Source organism: Spirosoma pulveris, assembly GCF_054781875.1.
In genome coordinates this window covers 440417-460756 of the sequence record NZ_BAAGTO010000003.1, presented here as the reverse complement: position 1 = coordinate 460756, position 20340 = coordinate 440417, and the positions used below count along the sequence as shown (strand labels likewise).

The 20340-nt window shown below is 52.9% G+C and carries 12 protein-coding genes; 8 read left to right on the top strand and 4 right to left on the bottom strand.

The window, feature by feature from the left end; genetic code table 11:
* Positions 1-57 precede the first annotated feature (57 nt).
* Genes ACYVJM_RS14680 through ACYVJM_RS14670 form a run of 3 tightly spaced genes read left to right on the top strand, consistent with a single transcriptional unit; the run spans position 58 to position 6101 of the window.
* Positions 58-1788 carry a type VI secretion system Vgr family protein gene (locus ACYVJM_RS14680; RefSeq protein WP_461148982.1) on the top strand — a complete coding sequence of 577 codons (1731 nt, stop codon included), beginning with the start codon at positions 58-60 and terminating at the stop codon, positions 1786-1788.
* 31 nt (positions 1789-1819) lie between these two features.
* A complete protein-coding gene (locus tag ACYVJM_RS14675) occupies positions 1820-3094 on the top strand; it encodes a hypothetical protein (protein WP_461148981.1) in 1275 nt (424 codons plus the stop codon).
* 43 nt (positions 3095-3137) lie between these two features.
* Positions 3138-6101, top strand: a complete 2964-nt coding sequence (locus ACYVJM_RS14670) for a DUF6531 domain-containing protein (RefSeq protein WP_461148980.1) — start codon at positions 3138-3140, stop codon at positions 6099-6101.
* On the opposite strand, the gene ACYVJM_RS14665 is transcribed toward ACYVJM_RS14670, so the two are convergent.
* From ACYVJM_RS14665 to ACYVJM_RS14650, 4 genes are all read right to left on the bottom strand, one after another.
* On the bottom strand, positions 5995-7149 hold the full coding sequence (locus ACYVJM_RS14665) for a hypothetical protein (protein ID WP_461148979.1): 1155 nt from the start codon (positions 7147-7149) through the stop codon (positions 5995-5997). The genes ACYVJM_RS14670 and ACYVJM_RS14665 overlap by 107 nt on opposite strands.
* Positions 7150-7155: 6 nt before the next feature.
* Positions 7156-8034 (bottom strand): TssN family type VI secretion system protein, encoded by an 879-nt coding sequence (locus ACYVJM_RS14660; RefSeq protein ID WP_461148978.1) that lies wholly within the window; start codon positions 8032-8034, stop codon positions 7156-7158.
* A 50-nt stretch (positions 8035-8084) separates the two neighbouring features.
* A complete protein-coding gene (locus ACYVJM_RS14655; RefSeq protein WP_461148977.1) occupies positions 8085-8375 on the bottom strand; it encodes a PAAR domain-containing protein in 291 nt (96 codons plus the stop codon).
* A 295-nt stretch (positions 8376-8670) separates the two neighbouring features.
* Positions 8671-15252, bottom strand: coding sequence for an Ig-like domain-containing protein (locus ACYVJM_RS14650; protein ID WP_461148976.1), 6582 nt, complete (start codon positions 15250-15252; stop codon positions 8671-8673).
* A gap of 399 nt (positions 15253-15651) precedes the next feature.
* Between ACYVJM_RS14650 and ACYVJM_RS14645 the strand changes: the two genes are divergently transcribed.
* The 5 genes from ACYVJM_RS14645 to ACYVJM_RS14625 all read left to right on the top strand — a co-directional run bounded on the left by ACYVJM_RS14645 (position 15652) and on the right by ACYVJM_RS14625 (position 20027).
* Positions 15652-16113, top strand: coding sequence for a hypothetical protein (locus ACYVJM_RS14645; RefSeq protein WP_461148975.1), 462 nt, complete (start codon positions 15652-15654; stop codon positions 16111-16113).
* Between the two features lie 51 nt (positions 16114-16164).
* Positions 16165-17535 (top strand): type VI secretion system contractile sheath protein TssC, encoded by a 1371-nt coding sequence (locus ACYVJM_RS14640; protein ID WP_461148974.1) that lies wholly within the window; start codon positions 16165-16167, stop codon positions 17533-17535.
* Between the two features lie 52 nt (positions 17536-17587).
* Positions 17588-17986, top strand: a complete 399-nt coding sequence (tssD, locus tag ACYVJM_RS14635; protein ID WP_461148973.1) for a type VI secretion system tube protein TssD — start codon at positions 17588-17590, stop codon at positions 17984-17986.
* 26 nt (positions 17987-18012) lie between these two features.
* Positions 18013-18429 (top strand): type VI secretion system tube protein TssD, encoded by a 417-nt coding sequence (gene tssD, locus ACYVJM_RS14630; RefSeq protein ID WP_461148972.1) that lies wholly within the window; start codon positions 18013-18015, stop codon positions 18427-18429.
* Positions 18430-18626: 197 nt separating this feature from the next.
* A complete protein-coding gene (locus ACYVJM_RS14625) occupies positions 18627-20027 on the top strand; it encodes an ATP-binding protein (RefSeq protein ID WP_461148971.1) in 1401 nt (466 codons plus the stop codon).
* Positions 20028-20340: the final 313 nt, after the last annotated feature.

The window sequence follows — 20340 nt, the reverse complement described above, 5'->3', positions numbered from 1 at the left end:
TACCCTTCCGGCTCAAAACCTGTTTGAAAACTTTCTCTTTATCCGCTTCTTCCCGCTATGGCAGTTTACACCTCTGAAGTCGAAACGACCCTACTTATTGAAGGAAAAAGAATATCGGCTTTTAACTCAATAACCTTACAGCAGTCTATTCATACCACGCATGAATTTCGGGTAGTTTTTGAACATGACGCTGTCGAAGATTTAGTGACGCTGTTCTCCGATCAATTTGAAAAATTGAATCGAAAAGACCTGGAACTTACCATTAAAGGAACGCGCGAGATCCCTCCGCTGGAGTTTAAGGGTGTGATCACACAGACGCAGTTAACGCAGCAGGATGATGGCTATTGGGGGCAGATGGTCCTGACCGGGCACGGTCATTGTGAATCCTTACTCACGGTACCCGGCACCGAAACGTTCATCGATAAGTCGATCACCGATATTGTCAACCAGTGCCTGAGTAGCTATTCGCAGCAAAAGAATGTAAGAGGCAGTGTGAAACCGACTAAACTACCGTTTTGCGTTCGGTATTCAGAGTCGGTCTGGCACTTCATAAAGCGGCTGGCTTACGATTTTGGCGCCTGGTTCTATTACGATGGTGCAGTACTCCACTTTACAACCAACCCCGGTACAACGTCGCAACTAAACCTAACCTTCGGGGCCAACTTAACGTACTTCCGCACGGGCGTACGGGCAGTCCCTACCTACGTTAAACAGTATGACTATCTGGCGGAGGAGGACAAGCGGCTGGAGTCGGAGTCAGCCAAAGACTTGCCTCCTTACGGTAAACCGACAACGGCTGGCATCATCGCACCACATCCGGCCCAGACGGCTGCCGATATGCCCAACTACCGCGACAATCAACGGGCCACCCTGGCCGCTGAAGAGAAATTTATGGAAGGGCAAGCCACGATTCCGGGCTTGTTTCCGGGCTGTAAACTGGTCGTCACGGATTCACCCAATGGCAAAGGCGGGCAATCGGCCCCTTACCTCGTAACCGATGTCGTTCATTATGTTAGTGGGGTTGGTGAATACAGAAACCGCTTTCGGGCCATTCCGGCCGATGTAGCCGCTATGCCTGTTCGCAAACTGGTCAGGCCGATGGCTCAAACCCAGATTGGCGAAGTGACGGAAAACAAAGACCCTAAAGGCATGGGGCGGGTAAAGGTCAGGATGTTGTGGATGAGTGCCTCAGAAACAACCCCCTTCATCCGAATGACCCAGCCACATTTTGGTCTGCATGCGGATAACAAAAAAACGCGCGGCTTTCAGTTTGTACCGGGTATCGGCGATCAGGTCATGGTTGGCTTTGAATACAACAATCCCGAACGCCCCTTTGTGATTGGGGCCATTCCGCATGGTAAAAACAGCGCCATTGATACCAGTAAGCCCGAGGAAGAAAAGCACATCAGCGTGGGCAGCGGCAGTACACTGACGTTTATCGAAAAACCCAGCGTGAAAGAAATCCATTTGCAGGTGGACGAGAAGAATTTTATCAAGATCTCCGTACCCAGTGCGGGGGGCGACATAACCATTAATTCCTCCAAGAACATTGTGGTCAAAGCCACCGCCAAAGTGACTATAGAAGCCCCCGAAATTGTCTTGTCGGGAACGACCATTACGCTGGATGCCAAGCAGGCGGTTAACATCAAAGGTACACAGGTTAAAGTAGAAGCATCCGCCCAGATGAACGTTAAAGGAGCCATGACCGATGTCGAAGGAACGGGTACGATGAACGTTAAAAGCTCCGGCATGACAGCCATTAAAGGGTCAATGGTCATGATTAACTAAACCTAATTCATAGACCACTCCGTAGCGTACAATGAACCCGCTAAGCCAGCGCCTATCCGTTCTTGAACGGCTTTGGCAGGAATTCCGACGGTTGCCCGATGCCCGCCTGTGTCGCTGGTTGTTTGCCCCCAACGAGCATTGGTTTCTGGCGCTGTTCCTGGAAAAACAGACCGGCCCCCAGGCCATTTCCAACGACATTTTTATCACCCTCGACACACCCGTTCAACACTGGCAGGTATTCTTTGAACAGGCCCTCAACGACCTTTCCGAACAGATCGGCCATGACCTTCCCCTACTGGCCGATCAGCGTATTACCATCCAGTGGCCGGCTGAAGCAAAAGGTACCAAACAGGACCCGATCACCCGCTTCATTACGGCGGTCAATCAGCTGGATACCCGGCTCCGCCCTTATACGGACGGCTTTCTGGTTATCTGTCTTCTGCCTCAGGCAACCGCCAGCCATATCATGCTGGACCAGATGGTGACAGCCCTGTTGATGGGTGGCCTTTCGCCTACGGTTCGTGTGCTCATTACGGATACCATCGGTGCCGAACAACTGACCACCTTACCCGGCCGTTTTCGGAAAGAGGTTTACTCAAGCCCGATCAACCTCCAGTTTCAGAAAGTAATTCAACAGGTAGCCGCGCTTGGTTCGCCTACGGCACCCGATGTAAAGTTTCGGCAGTATCATGCCGAACTAACCACGGCCCTCAGTCAGCAAAACCTGCAGGATGTGTTGTACTTCGCGCAAAAGTGCCAGTTGATCTGCCAGCAGGAACGCTGGACCGGCCTTGAGGGCGGCCTTCACCTCTCCATCGCACAAGCCTACAAAGAGCAGCGCCGGTACGATGAGGCACTGGCCCGTTACCTGCTCGCCGTTAACCAGATGGAGCCGTTATTTGATGCGGGCGACGCGCTTGCCGGGCGCATCAGCCTGATGGCCTGGCTAGGGGCGGGCGAGGTTTACGAAACTACCCGACAACGGCAACGAGCTATCGACGGGTATGATCTGGCCAGCAAGCGGGCCGAACACCTGGAGGAGTGGCTGCTGGCGGTGGAGAGTCATCGTCGGCTAGCCGTGGCCCATGATCTCGGTGGCCGGAGCCGCCTGGCCGACACGCATTACCTTCGGCTATTTACCCTGGCCGAAAACCTGCCGCCCGAACAGCACCCGGTGGCCCGTTTGCCCGAGATAGGCAAACGTTACTGGCAGCGGCAGCAAACGCCTGAAAAACGACGAAAAGCCGATGAGTTACTGACTCAACTCCTCGGAAACAAACGATGGATGATGGTTATTGGTGATTAGTTATTAACTATTACCTGACGATCAACCAATAACTCAATAACCCATGGAATCACCCGCGTTTCGATCTGGTTTACGTCGATTGCTCTACCCGGCAACCAACGCTGCGTTACCTGCCAGAGAAGAAAACCCGGAACAGGTTGCCCAGCTTCTGAATCGGCTGGGGCTAACGCCGGATGATTGTCGGGTGCTGCCCTGGGGACGACGGACGTTCAATGGCCGCGTTGTCGATGTGTCGTCCGGTGAAGTGATGATCGAGGAAGTCGATGTGGAGATTCCGGGGCCGCTCCCCTTCCGGTGGAAACGGTTTTATCGATCCAACCAACTAAACACCGGCCCCCTGGGTTGCGGATGGCGGCATTCGTACGATTTTGCCCTGCTGGAAGATCAGGCCAGCAATCAGGTGGTGATTCGGTTACCGGACAATCGGGGCGTACTTTTCCCGCTTCTGGCAATGGGCGAGCAGTATTTGCACCGTACCGAAAAGCTCGCGCTTAGCTACGACGATCACGGCTACCGGCTCCGGGGAGCCGACGGTATGCGTTATCGGTTTGCCCGGAATCCGGCCGGCCGAATTTGTCGGCTGATCGCCGTTGAATGCCCCCACCTACTCCACCGCATTCAATTTAGCTATACCGGCGCGGGGCACTTGCAGCGCATAACGGACGACTTTCAGCGAATTATTGATGTGACAACGGACGCGCAGGGGCGCATTACCCGGCTGGCCATTACAGCTACCGGCCAGCCTACGAGCGCACTCCCGCTGGTAATGTATGTGTACGACGAAACCAATAATCTATCCGATGTGCTGGTGGCCGGTAAGCGTACGGCTCAATACAGTTACCGACAGAATCGGCTTATCCGGCTGACGGATCGTTTCGGACAAAGTAGCTTCTTCACCTATGAAAAAACCGAAGCTACCCATCGGTGTCATAGGGTAGAGTGGGGTGACAGCCCGGTTTCGCTGCGCCTTCAATATCTGCCCGCTGAGGGTCGTACGCTCGTTACGGACTCCGCCGATCGGGTCAGGCAATACACGCACGAAGCCGGAGTCGTTCAGCGTTTTGTTGGCGAAGGAAGTCAACAGCGGGTGTGGTTTTTCAACGAATACGGCGAACTGCTGAGTGAGCAGGATACCCTTGGCAACACCACATTCTATACCTACGACCCCAAAGGCAACCTGATGGAGACGGTCTGGCCGGACGGCGGGCAGATGCACATGCAGTATAACGACGCTGGCCAGTTGACGGAGCTGATCGATCGGGCCAATGGCGTTTGGCAGTGGTCGTACGCTGAGAACGGACAACTCCTCACCTGCCTGAACCCGCTTGGCGCCGAAACAACCTTTAGCTATACGAAGGACGGACTGCTTCGGAAAAGAAAAGATCTGAAAACAGGCTGGACCCGATGGGCGTACGATCAGTACGCCCATCCAAACGAGGAAACCACCGAAACGGGGCGAAGCACAACTTGGGCGTTCAATGTGTTGGGGCAATTGGCGAACCCGATTCCCGCAGCGGTTACGGTACCCAAAGGCAATGCGGCCAACGCGGCCAAATCAATTAGCCAGTACCAACCCGTTTATACGAACGACGGCAAACTCATTGAACTTCGGAGTAAAGACAAACTCAGCTGGCAGTTCGTCAGGGATGCGGCCGGGCGGGTACGGGACTATTGCCGACCGGATGGCCGTTCAACTCGCTTTCATTACGATGCGGCCGGACGAATGACCGAAGTACTGTTCTCCGACGGCAGCTGGCACCATTATACCTATCGCCCGGACGGCTGGCTTATTGAAGCGATTACCCCGAACACGCTGATTCAGTTCGAGCGCGACCCGCTGGGAAATATCGTTGCGGAAAAAGCTGATAATACCCTGGTAGAAACGGTGTATGACAAGGCCGGAAATCGAATCGGTCTGAACTCATCCGCACAGGCCAGTGCCGCCTACACCTACGATAGCCGAAGCCTTCTGGCCCGGCAGCAACACCCCGATTGGCAACTGGACTACACACACGACCGGCAGGGGCGTTTAATGGAATGCCTGATGCCCGGCAATCTGCGCAGCCGCTGGCAGTATGATCAGGGGCCGTTACCAGCCAGTCACCAGCTTTTTTGGGGAAGTCGCCTGCAAGCCGCCCGTTCGCAAACGTACCAATGGCAGCACCAGTTGCTCACCCGTTTGCAGGATTCCCGTTTCGGTACGGCTACGCTGCTTTACGATTCGACCCATGAGCCGATCGAAGCCAGCGGCTCTGCCGGGTGGGTTGACCACTGGGAGCCCAACCGGGCGCGCTATCAGCAGGAATTATTGAGGCCAGCCGCCAGAACCAGCGAAGTGGGCTGGCAGCTCATACAGGTCGGTCCAACGCGTTTTTATTATGATTCGGACGGTTATCTGCGCGAAAAACAGACAGCCGGCAAGGTGTGGCAGTTTGTATGGCACGAATCAGGCACTTTGCAGCAGGTTACCTGCCCGGATGCCAGCGTGGTTACGTTCGAATACGATGCCCTCGGGCGTCGCATCAGGAAAACCAGCGATGGCCACACCGTTCGCTGGGCGTGGGACGCAAACCGGCTCCTGCACGAATGGCATGCCCGCAGGGGCAGCGAACCGGTTCAACTTACCTGGTATACCGGTCGGGGAGCCGAAACAACGATGCTCCAGATCGACCAAACCAGGTATAGTGTGGTCTGTAATTACCTGGGGCAGCCCCTGTCGATGCACGACGGGCAGGGTAATCCCGTATGGGAATGGCCGTGGTGCCTGTTCGGCAAAAAACACATGCTAACCGGTCCCCAACGCTGGCACACCTTTCTGGGCAGCGGACAGTTCGACGATCAGGAGACCGGATTAGTGTACAACAAGTTCAGGTATTTCGATCGGGAGACCGGTCTGCCCCTTAGTCCAGAATATTCCAGCCCCGTCGGCTGGGCGCAATCTGGATGGGGGCCTCCTCATGCACCAGAATCGTTTCTTTCCGCTGCCCGATATATTCGAGCGTACTGAGTTTGCTCCAGAGTTTGGTAAAAACGCCCAGAAACTGCTCAATCGCGTGCATCGAAAGGCCAATCTGGTTATGGTTATAATCGTGTTCCAGCAAGCGCAGCAGGAGTTCTTCAAACTGGCCCGGCGTTACGTTAGTCCATTCGAAGAAATAATGCAGAAGTTCTTCTTTCTGCCGACTTGGCATGCAGTATAACCCGGTATAAATAATACTGGTCAGGTTGGCAAAGTACCCTACCAGCATTACGGGCGGGTGCTGGTGGTCCATATTGCGGTAATCGAAAAAGACAGTCCCTAAATAGTCCAGTATCCGGTTGCAAAGGTTCTGAACATGCCGGGCAATATCGGACGGTTGCTGCTGATCGAAAACCTTTCGAATAATCTTGAATGAACTAACCTGAATCTCGTTCAACCCCCAGCCAAAACTTTTGTAGTACTGAATCAGTCGGGGATGGCTGGAAATTGACGCACAGGGCGGAATATACTGCGTGTCAATAATATAGTGCCCTTCGTGGTAGATCGCTTTGCCAATAATTAGATGATGCTGGCCCAGTTCATCCGCATTGACCTGCTGGGACGCCACCACCATCAGCTCATAACCGTACTCGGTGTAGGGATGCCGGAGCGGTGACTCCTCCGGGTTCGGATTGCCAACGGGTACTTTCTCGAACGGATTTACGGCCAGGACAATATCATACCCGACCGGGGGCTGATTGTCGGTATGCTGTGTAATGGCAAACGAGGCCGTCAGCACCGTAAACTTCAGCACATCCGGATTAATGGCGATCCGGCAGCCTCCCTGCGTAATGGCGTTGCACCGAAACAGGCGCACTTCGACATAGTTGCCATTTTTTTCGAGCAGGTCGAACTCATGGGCTACAGACGTTCCCCGTACCGGCGGCAACAAGCCGTAGTTATAACTGGTCAGGAACAGAGATATCGAATCACGGACCAGATCCTGAACCTGATGATCCGTATCCACAAAATGCTGTTGCGACAGCTTCATGCCATCGACCCAGTTTACCGGCAGGTGATTTTTAGGGAATAACATAGGCAGTTAGGCAAGTTCTTCCACCCGCTTGGCCACAATCAGGTGGTTCTCGCTAAGGTTATTCTCGGCTATTGTTTTTTCAAAATCAATATAGTTCCGAAATCTGAACAATGACGGTTTAATGCTATAAAATGACCAGCCGTACTCGTGAGCCGACTCATCGAATGTCTTTATGGGATCGTTGGGAAACTTGACATTATAATCGTCAATAAGTTTCTGGAACCAAGTCCCAAAAGCCATATTTCCCGTTGAGCGGGCCTTTACTTTAATGGGTGGCTCTTTACGACCGGGATGTTTATGGATCTGAACTTCCAGCAGCGTGAGTCGGAAATAATCAACCTCCTCCATATCCACCTCTTCGGCATTTCGTGGATAGTACCAGAGTTTGTAAATCTCGCTGGGAACGGACACTAACGCTTTAAACGTATACGCGAACAGGATGGGCAGCACAAAGGGAAGCAGGCTGGTTGCCGCCCAGAGGTCGTACGGAACAACGCCGTACAAAAAGCTGCTCAGGTAATGAAACACCGGAGTAAACAATGCAGCACCGAAGCCAATAATACTGCCCGCCAGTAAGATGACAAAAGCGGGTTTGGCAGCAAAAGCCGGTCCCATGTCGACCAGCATCCGATTTAGAAAAAGAACTCCCAAAACCAGGCTCACAACCTGTACCACAATATACCCTACCGGAATAAACTCCAGGCCAATCAGCCCAAATAAACCGGGGAGGGTAAGAATCAATGCACCGATCAGGACCGTTAACAGCAACCGTTTGCCAGCCATTAGCTCATTCTGCCGGTTAATCCAGAATGCCCAGGCGGTCATGCCAGCGGCAATCAGCAATAAGATAATGTAGTTTATGATAAAGGGCGATGTGACGTTCATTAGACAGTAGAGAATCCGGGGTGCATCCGATACGTTTTCGTTCGGCTCAATCAACCATTGATCATGACGGTTGGAAATCCGGCCACGATCGTACCGCCATGAGCGGTCGAATCGCCTATCCGGGCGGCTGGTGCCCCGCCAATCAGCACAGTTACGGATCCTTTAATGATTGTATCGGGCGGCCCGACGCACACCAGTGAGTCGCCAACACGGGCGGCAGGCAAGCCCCCGATCATCACCGTCGGGCAACCGGGCCCAACTATAGGACCGCCCACATGCGGTACGGGCCCCGTCGTCATGGGACAGGCATGCATGTCGGTTAAACGGGCGGCTGGAGGCATAAAAGGACAATTGAGTTACAGGCCATGTCAACAAACATATACTAATTTTAATAACACGCCTATTTTTTCAAACAATCGGTATTTATTTCGGCCAGGCCAGATATTGGGTATTGAGCTGTGGCGCAGAGATTCGCGGAGAAAGATAGCGATTCGCCGGGTTTCCCGCTAATCTCTCGATGGTCTCTACCCGCACAGGCCATATTCGACTGGACCTGTACCACGGCTATCTCGTGAGTTGTAGCGTAGCCGTGGCACGGGTCCAGTCGAAAGTTCTAAACTAATAACCGACAACCACTTACCGTTTTAAAATCTTACGCACCGTTGTTTTGTTGCCGATGGTGATGTACAGCAGATACGTTCCGGCAGATACCTTATCCAGCTGCAAGGTTGTCTGCTTTTGCCGGGTCGATACCTGCTCGGTTATGTGTCCGTCAAAGCCAATCAGTTGCAGTTGGGCCGGTTCTTTTTGCAGCGGAAGATCAATATCGACCGTCACCACCTCATCGGCTGGAACCGGGTAAACTTTCACCGAATTCCCGAACGGATCGGATTCCGCCAGCAGCACATCGACCCGAATGGTCGTGGTGTCCGTACCTTCAATTTTTCCGACACCACAGATATTCGAAACAGACAACAGTTTGTAAGTCGTTGTGGTGGCGGGTGTAACCGTTAACGAGTATAAATTTTTCGTTGCTCCAGCCGACCTGATCTCAGCACCGGCCGCATACGAGATAGTCCAGGGTGCCTCACCGGACAACGTAAACAGCAGTTCGGTACTTTCACTTTTATAGATCAACTTTTTACTCGCGCTGAGCGAAGCGGTTGGCAGGGCTTTAATCGTCAATAAGGTTGGACTTCGGATACCGGGAACGGCATAGGGGGCATTCGTTGCGCTCACCCTAATGTAGTAAAGACCAGCAGCTACTGTACTGGGGATAGTTGTAACAACCGTGTTTCCCTGCAGCAAGCCATTGGCGATAGGCGTATACCTGCGGCTCAGTGAATCGCCGGTTGCGCTGGCAATTTCTACCACAAATGTGTTGGCGGCAGTAAATTTCCCGGACGTTGCAAAAGGTACGGTCAGTAATGTTCCCGTACAGATCGAGGAACTTCCCAGCGCACCCGTCAGAATAGACGGCACCTCTACGGATATAGTCGCGACACCGCTTACCGTCCCGTTTCCGCAGGCATTTGTCACGCTCACTACGGAGTAACTCGTGGTGGTACTGGGCGTAACCGTTATTTTACTGATCGTAATATCAGAACTGGCGCCTGTTTCGGCCGTTCCGATAGCTCCATCAGACAGAACATACCCGTAAGGTCCCGTTCCGGTGAGTGTCAGCGAGAGTACAGCGGACGTTCCCAGGCTAACGGTGGTCGTTCCGGCCAGTCGGGCGGTGGGTAGCGCGTTGACCGTCACCTTAATTTCTGACTTACGGCTTTCGCAACCCAGCGTGTTCAGCTGGCTGACCGAATAACTGGCACCGGCTGTTACAGCGGTTGTAGGCGGAGTGGGCGCTACGGTGGTAATTGCACCGGTTGGGCTATACCAGCGCAAACTGGTTCCGGTTGCCTCCAGAGGTTTAGCCACGGCATTCTGGCAATACGAAACGGGCGTAACAACCGTTGGCGATGGCGTTACATTGACCGTGTAAATCATAGTTGCCTTGAGACTGGTACATCCGTTGACGGTCTGAGTCACTTTGTAGATATACGTCTGATTGACATCGACCTTCGTAACAGGGGTAGGCACCGCAATTGGATTATCCGCACTATCGTACCACTGCAACGCGGTACCAACGGCCGTAAGTGGCTGTGCCGGTACATCCTGACAAACATTCAGGTTGGCAACGGCTGGCGGCAGCGGCAGGGCATTAACAACCCCCTGCACTAACGTCCGTGGACTTTCGCACTGATTGACGGTCTGGCTGACGTAGTAAGAGAAGGGCCCAGCCTGAGCCGTAGACACCGTAACCGAACTACCCATGTTATTCATGGACGTTGCATCGGCATACCACTTCAGATTTTGTCCCGCAGCTTGCAACACAAAAGGCGGGCTATTCTGACAAACGGGCAACAAGGGCGTAACAGAAGGAGCCGTAGGTGTTGGCGAAACAACAACCAGCAGCAGACTTCGGGTACTTTCGCAACCGTTGGCATCCGTCTGGCTGACAAAGTACGTACTGACACCTGCATTTGTCGTAATAGGCACCGGAGCAACGGTTGATGCCGTTCCGCCGGTCTGTGCAGTATACCAGCTTAACGAACTGCCTATGGCGGTCAGCGGGACAGCGGCAGCTCCCTGACAATAACTAACCGATGCGGTTGTCGGTGACGTTGGCAGCGCATTGATTCGCACCGTTACCGGCGTACGGCTGCTCTCACAACCCGATATATCTGTCTGACTCACATAGTACATGACGATACCGGCACTCGTCGTGACAGGGCTGGGCGCCACCGTTGTGCCCGAACCACCCGTTAGCGCCGTGTACCAGTTCAGCGTTCCACCAGGAGCCGGGAGAGCAACCAACGGACTGGCAACAGTACCCTGGCAAAAGGCCGGAGATCCCGTTACCGTAGGCACAGCCGGAGCCGACTTGATCGTTATGTTCACCGGAGCCCGTGGTCCTTCACACCCATTCAGGCTTTGACTCACGTAATAGATAACGTTACCACTGGATGTCAACGCCGGTGTGGGGGGCGTTAACGAAGACCCGCCACCGGTTGCCGCAGTATACCAGTTTAAAACACCCCCCGGCGATGCTGTAGCCGATACGGGGGTGGCCGTCCCACCCTGGCAGTACAGCTGAACACTGCTGACCGTGGGTGCCGTTGGCGTTGCCTGAATGAGTACTATAATGGGCGATTTCGGTCCTTCACATCCGTTGATACTCTGACTCACATAGTACGTAAATATGCCGGTGCCGGTTGTTGACGGCGTGGGCGCTATGGTCGAAGCCACACTGCCAGGTGACGCATCATACCAGTTCAGCGTAGCGCCACTCGTCTGTACAGCGGTCAGCGCCACAGCATTGGTAGCGCCCTGGCAATAAATAACCGGACTTGCGCTGACACCCGGAGCCACCGGTAATCCCCTGACCACAACGGCAATTTGCGTACGGGAGCCTTCGCAGCCATTTACGGTCTGGCTGACATAATAATTGAACGTACCTTCCTTATTCGTGGGAGGAAGGGGAACGGTAGAGGTCGGTACGCCACCCGTTTGCGTTGTATACCAGTTCAGTGTACCGCCACTCGATGGGATGGCGGACAGGGCCACCGGAGGAGCGTTCAGACAAGTACTCACCAGGGTGGATGTAACACTGGGCGCTGTTGGCATTGGTCTCACCGTAACGGTAACGGAGGCTCGGGGTCCCTCACAACCACTTACCAATTGACTCACATAATACGTGAATATACCGTCCTGAGAGGTAGGTGGTGCGGGGGCCGTGCTCGTGCCTACGCCACCGCTTGGCCCCGTATACCAGTTCAGGATACCCCCGGAACTGGGTATAGCCGTTAGCGACGTTGGTACGGCATTTTGGCAAAAGACGAACGGCGTGGTGGTTGGCGCGACGGGCGTGGCTAAAACCGTGACGGTGGTCACAGCCCGTTCACTTTCACAGCCATTTCCATCGGTCTGGCTCACATAGTAGCTCGTCACTCCGGGTGTTGTTGTTACGGGCGTCGGGGCAGGGATGACCGTACCGCCGGTAGCCTCCGCATACCACTGCACCACCCCGGGGGCGGTAGCCGAAAGTACGGTAGCCGGTGCATTCTGGCAGTAGGCCAACGACGGCGTAACCAGGGGTTGCACGGGTCTGGGGTTAATGGTAACCGCAATGGTAGCCCTCGGTCCTTCACAGCCATTGACCGTCTGGCTAACGTAGTAATAACTCGTGCCTGGACTACTGCTTGTGGTTTGCGGAGCCGGAGCGGTTGCAGAAGGGGTTCCGCCGGTCTGCACAGTGTACCAGTTCAACGTACCGGTTGCCGTGGCCGATAATGGAACGGATACGGCTCCCTGGCAATAGACTACCGGAGCCGAACTCACCGTTGGCGCCAGCGGCAAGCCAACAATCGTAACTGCAACGGTGGCCTTGTCACTCTCGCAACCCTCCACGGTCTGACTGACATAATACAGAATGGGCGCTCCGATAACCGCTGTTGCTGGTACAGGAGCCGTTGACGAAGGCGTCCCGGCAACCGGATCGGTACCGTACCAATTTAAGCTCCCTCCCGTAGCCGTCGTAGCCGTTAAAGCCGTAACCTGATTGGCACAGAAACTAATGGGGGCGGTACCCGGCGGGGCGGGCTTCATCTTCACCCGTACTGCAATGGGAGCGCGGTCACTTTCGCAGCCGTTCCCATCAGTCTGACTAACATAAAAGGTTGTCGTTCCGGGTGCATTGGTAGTTGGGGTAGGTGCTACGGCAGACGATGAGCCACCCACGGGGTCCGTGAACCATTTTAAGTTAAGACCCGTAGCAGATAACTGAACAGGCGTTTCAAACTGACAATAGGCTGCGGGAACCGTCACCACCGGCAAGTTTGGCTTTGCTATGACAATAACCGTTATGCTGGCCGTTGGTCCTTCGCAGCCATCAACGATCTGGCTCACTTTATACGTTGACGGAGCAACCGTTGCTGTAGAAGGGGTTAACGACGAGAACGAATTCCCTGCCGGATCATACCAGACCAGCGTGCCCGTTCCAGTTGCCGACAGCGGGGCCGCTACGGAACTCTGGCAGAGTACAATCGGGCTTGTTGGTACAATAGGGGCCGGTGGTAATGGTTTAACGGTCACCAGAACAGGCGACTGACTACTCTCGCAGCCATTCCCATCGGTCTGCGTGACATAATAGGTGGTCGAACTCACACTGGAACTGGAAAGCACAGGAGCCACCGTCGAGGCCGGGCTGGCGGGGGACGTATACCACTTCAGGGAACCCGGGGCCGATACCGCCGAGGTTATCAAGGGCACCGGTGCGTTTTGGCAAATGCCAATTGGCGATGTAGCCGGGGCTGATGGGAGCGCATTCACCGTAACGGGAATGACAGCCCGGTAGCTCTCACAGCCATTACCATCTACCTGGCTAACGTAATAGCGAAAAACACCGGCGCTGCTGGTTGCCGGTAAGGGCGCCACAGTGGATGCCGTTCCGCCAGTCTCATCCATTCCATACCAGCGGAGGGTATTACCGGGAAGCGCCGTAGCCGACAAAGATGCCGGGGTCGTATTGAGGCAGTAAGCTGTCGGCAACACAACGCTTGGCAAAGCGGGTCGTGAGCTCGTCACCACCGTTACACTGGCACGGCTGCTTTCGCAACCATTGCCATCGGTCTGGCTAACGTAATAGGTAGCACTTCCGGCAAGGGAAGTAGAAGGCACCGGGCTAACCAGTGGAACGGTACCCGTTAAAGTTGTGTACCATTTCAGCGTGCCAGCCGCCGAAGCGACCAGGGGCGATGGCGTTGCATCCTGACAGTAGAACAACGACCCGGCAGCCACCGTTGGCGTGGCTGGTAGCGAAGAAACCGTGTACTTTATTGATGCCCGGTCACTCTCGCAACCATTGCCATCGGTCTGACTGACATAATAGGCACTAACACCCACGGCCGTTGTAGAAAGTACAGGCGCCACGGTAGAGCCTGTCCCTCCGGTAAAGCTGGCATACCATTTCAGCGTACCTGAAGCCGTAACGACCGACAGTATTGAAAGCGGAGTCGTATTCTGACATACACTTAAATCCGTTGTGCCCGGTGCTGCCGGGCGGGCATTCACCGTTACCGGGATGGATGCCCGATCACTTTCGCAACCAACAGGGTCCCGTTGCGTCACGTAGTAATTAAATACCCCCGGCGTGCCGGTTTTTGGGATGGGGGCCAGGGTCGTGGCAGTTCCTCCGCTGGGATCTGTACCGTACCAGCGTAGTGTATAGTTACCCGTACTGGCCGTGGCACTTAGCGGGGTAGCGCTGGCATCCTGGCAATAGGCTACCGGGGCCATAACCGCAGGCTTGTCAGGCTTGGCATTGATGCTCACACGCAGGGTAGCCCGGGGACCTTCACAACCGTTTACCGTTTGGCTCACGTAGTAATTAGCCGAGGCTGCCGTAGACGGAGTAAGGGATGGAACACTGGTACCACCCACAGCTACATAATACCAGTTAAGGGTTCCTGTGCCCGTGGCTACCAGCGGCACGGCTGTTGTTACATCCTGACAGTACGTAACCGAAACAGGCGAAACAGTCGGAGCCGCAGGCAACCCAACAACGGTATAGGTAATGGATGCCCGATCGCTCTCACAGCCGCTCCCATTGGTTTGACTGACATAATAGGTAGTCTGGCCCACCGTAGTTGTGGACAGTGTGGGGGGCACTGTTGTACCCACACCACCGGTTGAGCCGGTATACCACTTCAGCGCACCGGTGGCCGTGACAGCCGACAGCAAGGAAACCGGGGGGCTATTCTGGCATACACTTACGTTTGTAACTCCCGGTGCAGCAGGGCGTGCGTTAATCGTAAAGCTGGTACTACTACCCGATACAGTAGTGCCAAAAATGAGCGATGTTCTGGTTAGAAGGACGGTGTAACTTCCTGTAATACGATCTGCGGGGATTGTTGCCGATATACTTCCAGTGCCTGTGATTACTGCCTGCTGAGCCAATAATAAATTCGTCGTACCGGGCCCATTCAAATACAGAGAGACAGTCCCTAGATCAACGGAGGAGGATGTAAAAGCAGCTGTAATCGTAGCACCGGCACAAACAGGATCAGGCGCAACCGAAGAAACCACAATCTGTGCCTGGGAAGGTTTACTTATACTCAATAAACCGATTAACAGAAGGATAAAGATGCGTATAGGTAAGGCCATGAAATGATTAGTTGATGGGGTAAGGGCGAAAAGAAGCTAGCAGGATAAACCGGAAAGGCAATAAAACCTGCATATATATCCCCCTAAAGGCTCAAATGTCAAGCTGTTTCAAACAGATGGTATAGATAATCCTGTTTGGGTGAGGCTATGCAACAATAAGCCCTTTGCATCAGCTTACACAGTAGTCCGTTTATCCTGTCCGGCACTTGCTCCCGCCAGAACTTACCCAATAGCGTAGCCGCATTGGCTTGTCAATTCGTTAAAACGGCAAAAAAAAAGCGCTCCTGAAATTAACCATACCGTTTGTTTGAAAAGGTACCACCCTCATTTTCAAACCACTTGCCATTTATCATCTAATCTCTAGTTTTGGACTCCTACATCTCATAATCCGAAACTCTTATGTTTGAATTCGAAATAGGTGGTAACGAAATCAAGCCGGAAGCCTCTGAGGGAATTGCTCAAATTCCGTATAACAGAACCTTACTGGCGCAGAAATTAACGCAGCAGGACCCGATCAATCCGGAAGTGGTCTACGGGCTGAAAACAGTAGCAGCTGTCTTTGAGAAGTTCGAACCCAGCGTAGAAGTTGAGTTCGAATCCCTTGATGGTATGCCGACAAAAGAAGTCCTCAAGTTCCGGAGTGTGGCTGATTTCCGGTCCAAAGACATGATTGCGAACAGCCCCTTCCTCCGTTCGCAGGATGCCCAGTTCAAGGAGTACGCTCAAATCAACGATCGGTTGAAGAGTCACCGTATCCTGCAAACGGCCCTTAACCAGCCCGAAGCCAAGGCCGCTATGATTCAGACGCTTCAGGCCCTGATTGCTGAGCTGGAAGCAAATGAAGAGGCAACAGCCGCTTAAGTCTACACCTAAAAAAAATCTTTCACCTTTTGCCAAAGATTTTCCTAGCACATGGAAAGCGAATCACTTACCCCGCAGCCGGAACTGGATGCAAGACCCTCAGTAGCCGTTGCCACTGGCGAATTACCCGGAATAAACGCTTTGCAGGCCTTTGGTGGCTATGCCTTTTTAGAAACCTTCCTGGAAGGATCACAAAACCTCAATCCAGCCCGCAAAGCGCGTAAAAAAATCTACCTCAGCGACCCGACCAAAGCCACAGACCGGGCTATTCTGAAGGAGAAACTGAAATTATGGGTCGACGTCCTGAGCTCCTCGGACAATCAGAACGAGATGCAGGATATGGCCAAGACAAAAGCCGAAGAGGTGGAAGCCAGCCTGAACAAAAACCTGCTGAAAGCCCTGACCGCTTCGCATGACCTCGAAGTGAGCTACCGAGCTCTTTCCCTTTTCTATAAAAACGCAGAAGCGGATAAACTATCCAATGTTACGGTTGTCAATGCCAGCTTTGAGCAGTTGACCGACCTCGACAACTCCCGCGTCATCGACTTCATTGCCGACGAGCTAAAGCAAAACTATGACCGCCTGGACCTGCGCAAAAACTACTCGTTGCTGGTTGTGCCCGGTTTTATGGGCTCGAATGCCGTGCTGGAGAAATGGGCTAAAATTGCCCATGCCAACAAGGCCATGCTCTTCACCGACTTTGCCGACCTGGATAGCCCCGACGACGTAATTGACTTATTCAGTACCGCCGACATGACCGGGGCTGAACTGTTCCGATCCAATGTCATTATGACCTGTAACTGGGCGCTGGGGCGGGAAAAAATAGCGGCTGCCGGCGAAACAGAAGACCTGTTTGTTCCACCCTCCGCAGCCCTCGCCGGTAAAGTTTATTACACGCTGATGTCGCAGGTGACAGCGGGCAAAAAGCACGGCGGCATGAATGAGGTGCCAGGCGTACGCTTCGAACTCCGCAAAAGCGAACTATCGGCCCTCGAACGACTCAATCTGGTGCCTTTGGTTAATGAATACAGCCGCGTGATGGCCTTTAGTGGTAAAACGCTCTTCAACGGCGACAACCTGGGGCTGCAAACTTACTCCGTAGTGCGGGTATTCGATCACATCACCAAAGTGTTGTTCGACTTCCTCAACCGGCGGGCTTTCGAAAACTGGAACACGCTGATCGAAGCTGATTTACGTCGTCAGATCGCCAACTACCTGGACAGCATCAAAGGCCCGAACAAACTCCTTGACCAGTTTAAGATCGTTCGGCTTGAGCGCGACAGCAAACAGAAAGACCGTATTTACCTAGATATTCGGCTAACGCCTTATTTCCCTGCCAAGAGCTTCGTGATCCGGCTCGACGGGCGCCGGGGCGATGATGTTGAAAGTCCGGAATGGGTATCTGACTACGCAGAGGCATAATCGCCCTGTTAACTAACTATTCCTAAGGTTTCAACTTTTTCAATTTACATCTATGCCGTATTCAAGTAAAATAAAACTGGGCGAAGATACATTTGATATTCTGGGCGGAGACATTGGCTTTACAAGATCCGTTGATATCAAAGGAAGACCTTCCAGCCACGTTATGGGCGGCCAATTTTCATTTACAGTGGAAGTCACTGACAAATCAGCACTGGTTGAAAATATGGTCAACACACAAAACAAGCCTTACAAATCAGGCTCTCTGGAATTTACCGATGCCGGTGATGACGGTGTGACCCGCAAGATTGAGTTTGAGAACGCCTATATCGTCAATTATAGCGAATCTTTCTCGGCGGCAGGAGCCGCGTATACCTGTTCGCTTACCATATCAGCGGAAAAAATCACGATCCAGAAAGCGGTACTCGATCAGCGATGGCCCGTGAAGAACTAGGTACTCCCTTTTAATTAGACATAAACATGGCAGACGCAGCAAATATAGGATTTACGTCAACCCTGACACTCGGTAGTCAAAAGTTCGATGTTCTCAGCTTCGGAGTATCTTTCTCCAGAGATTATGATCAAAAAGGCCGACCTTCTTCAGCCGTTCGGTCAGGGGATTTGTCGCTTACTATCGAAATTACGCAAAACGAAAATTTGATCGATACCATGATCAATGCCCAGAACAAAGCTATCGATGGCATGGTAGAGTTTTGGCAATCTGGTAAAGACGGTACCTTTCGTACGGTCGATTTCAAAAATGGCTACATCACGAGTTACAAAGAAGGCTTTCAACCGGCGGGAGGCACTAACTTCATGGCGGATATAAGCATCACGGCGGAGAAAATAACCATTGGTGCCGCAGCCTACGACGCGGGCTGGCCGATAAATAGTTAATCGGTTGACCAACTGGCACACCGTAGCCTTGCTGACTACGGAACAGTATTATTTCCAGGGTGAATGCTGACATTTATGTTTTGAGACATGACTGTTTAGTGTTCACCCTGGATTTTACTGATTTGGAGGACAAAGGACATGGGCGTATCAATATCATGACACCTAATACCCCTAAAGGTTAACGAAGCGGTTACCCCATGAGTACACCCGTAACGAATTACATCACAGCCAATGGTCTCACGATCAGTTATGAACTGGCTTGGCTGGAAGAAGTAATCAGTACCCGCCTGCAACTGTACTTCGGTCAGGAGTGTGTGTACGCAGATATTGATGAGATTGAGGTTCCCGATCTTTCCAACGATTTTTCCAGTTACGCCCAGCTAGTCAACGATTACAAGCTTACCACCTTTGAGCGGCTTTTGCTCATTTTGGTACTGGCACCGCATATCCGGCCGCAACTACTCGATTTTTTCTTTCTTCGGAATAGTACTTACGACCGGCCATTTACGGAGTTTGGGGGGGCAAAACCCATCCATCATCCCGGGTTCCTGCCAACGGCCGAAACCATTCTGTTTCTGCTGGCCGGGCTGGATACCGTTAAGCGAATCCGGCTCAGGGTGCACCTTTTCGAGGATTCACTGCTTACTCAGATGCGCATTGTTCAACTGGGAACCGTAGCGCCAGACGAGCCAGTACTGGCCGGTATATTATCCATTTCAGAAGAATATGTTTCCCTGCTTTGCACCGGCGAACGGGGTACGCCCGAATACAGCCCCGACTTCCCGGCCAGCCGCGTAAAAACCTCACTCGACTGGGACGACCTTATCCTGGACTTCCCGGTAATAGAAGAAGTACGGGAGATTGAGACCTGGATTCGGCATTCCGAAGAATTTTTAAAGGACCCGCACTTGCGCAAGCATCTGAAGCCGGGCTACCGAGCCCTTCTGTACGGGCCTCCCGGAACGGGTAAAACATTGACGGCGTCGTTAATTGGGAAATCCACCGGACTGGAGGTGTACCGTATTGACCTGTCCATGATCGTGTCCAAATACATTGGCGAAACGGAGAAAAACCTCGGGAAGGTATTCGACTTAGCCCAGAGCCGCCGGTGGATTCTGTTCTTCGACGAGGCCGATGCCCTGTTTGGAAAGCGGACGGAGACCAGCTCTTCAAACGACCGCCACGCTAACCAGCAGGTAGGGTATTTGCTGCAGCGAATTGAAGACTTTCCGGGCATCATTATTCTGGCAACCAACCTCAAAGACAATCTGGATGCCGCGTTTATGCGCCGGTTCCAGTCTATCATTCAGATTCCCGCGCCTAATATCAGCAAACGGGTACAACTCTGGAAGCAGACTTTCAGCGGCCCTCTGAAGCTTGACCCTAAAGTGGATTTTGATAAACTGGCCGAGAAATACCCGGTTACAGGCGCCATTATCAGCAATGTGATGCGAACCTGCGCGCTGGTATCTGTTAAACGGCAACGGCCTATTACACACGAGGACATCATTATGGCGCTGGGAAAGGAATATGGGAAAGAAGGCAAAACGCTGGAGGATATTGAGAAGGAGAATGTAAAAAAGGGACTACAATTTTGATGAAATATAAATTATAGTCCAGCCATTAGCTTAACCCATTGTAGTTGCCACAAGCTCAACGGCTGCTAGGCCATCAAGTATAAAGTCGACTATCCCTAGAATATCAGCCGTGGTCATGCCCCTTCTATCGCTGGAATTGGCTCAAAGGAATAAAAGACACTCACAAAACTCAACCGCATACTAACCATTAAAACACAACAATTATGGAAGACCAATCACAAAGAGAAAGCAGAATGTCGATGGCAAATTCGGCAGTAGGCACTATTGTCGGCTATACCCGAACAGCAATTTCGTCAGTAGGTTTGCCAGTGAG

Excerpts from the sequence above, each read along its gene's own strand:
- ACYVJM_RS14680 (WP_461148982.1), top strand. The coding sequence starts at position 58 with ATGGCAGTTTACACCTCTGAAGTCGAAACGACCCTACTTATTGAAGGA.
- ACYVJM_RS14675 (WP_461148981.1), top strand. The coding sequence starts at position 1,820 with ATGAACCCGCTAAGCCAGCGCCTATCCGTTCTTGAACGGCTTTGGCAG.
- ACYVJM_RS14670 (WP_461148980.1), top strand. The coding sequence starts at position 3,138 with ATGGAATCACCCGCGTTTCGATCTGGTTTACGTCGATTGCTCTACCCG.
- ACYVJM_RS14665 (WP_461148979.1), bottom strand. The coding sequence starts at position 7,149 with ATGTTATTCCCTAAAAATCACCTGCCGGTAAACTGGGTCGATGGCATG.
- ACYVJM_RS14660 (WP_461148978.1), bottom strand. The coding sequence starts at position 8,034 with ATGAACGTCACATCGCCCTTTATCATAAACTACATTATCTTATTGCTG.
- ACYVJM_RS14655 (WP_461148977.1), bottom strand. The coding sequence starts at position 8,375 with ATGCCTCCAGCCGCCCGTTTAACCGACATGCATGCCTGTCCCATGACG.
- ACYVJM_RS14650 (WP_461148976.1), bottom strand. The coding sequence starts at position 15,252 with ATGGCCTTACCTATACGCATCTTTATCCTTCTGTTAATCGGTTTATTG.
- ACYVJM_RS14645 (WP_461148975.1), top strand. The coding sequence starts at position 15,652 with ATGTTTGAATTCGAAATAGGTGGTAACGAAATCAAGCCGGAAGCCTCT.
- ACYVJM_RS14640 (WP_461148974.1), top strand. The coding sequence starts at position 16,165 with ATGGAAAGCGAATCACTTACCCCGCAGCCGGAACTGGATGCAAGACCC.
- tssD (WP_461148973.1), top strand. The coding sequence starts at position 17,588 with ATGCCGTATTCAAGTAAAATAAAACTGGGCGAAGATACATTTGATATT.
- tssD (WP_461148972.1), top strand. The coding sequence starts at position 18,013 with ATGGCAGACGCAGCAAATATAGGATTTACGTCAACCCTGACACTCGGT.
- ACYVJM_RS14625 (WP_461148971.1), top strand. The coding sequence starts at position 18,627 with ATGAGTACACCCGTAACGAATTACATCACAGCCAATGGTCTCACGATC.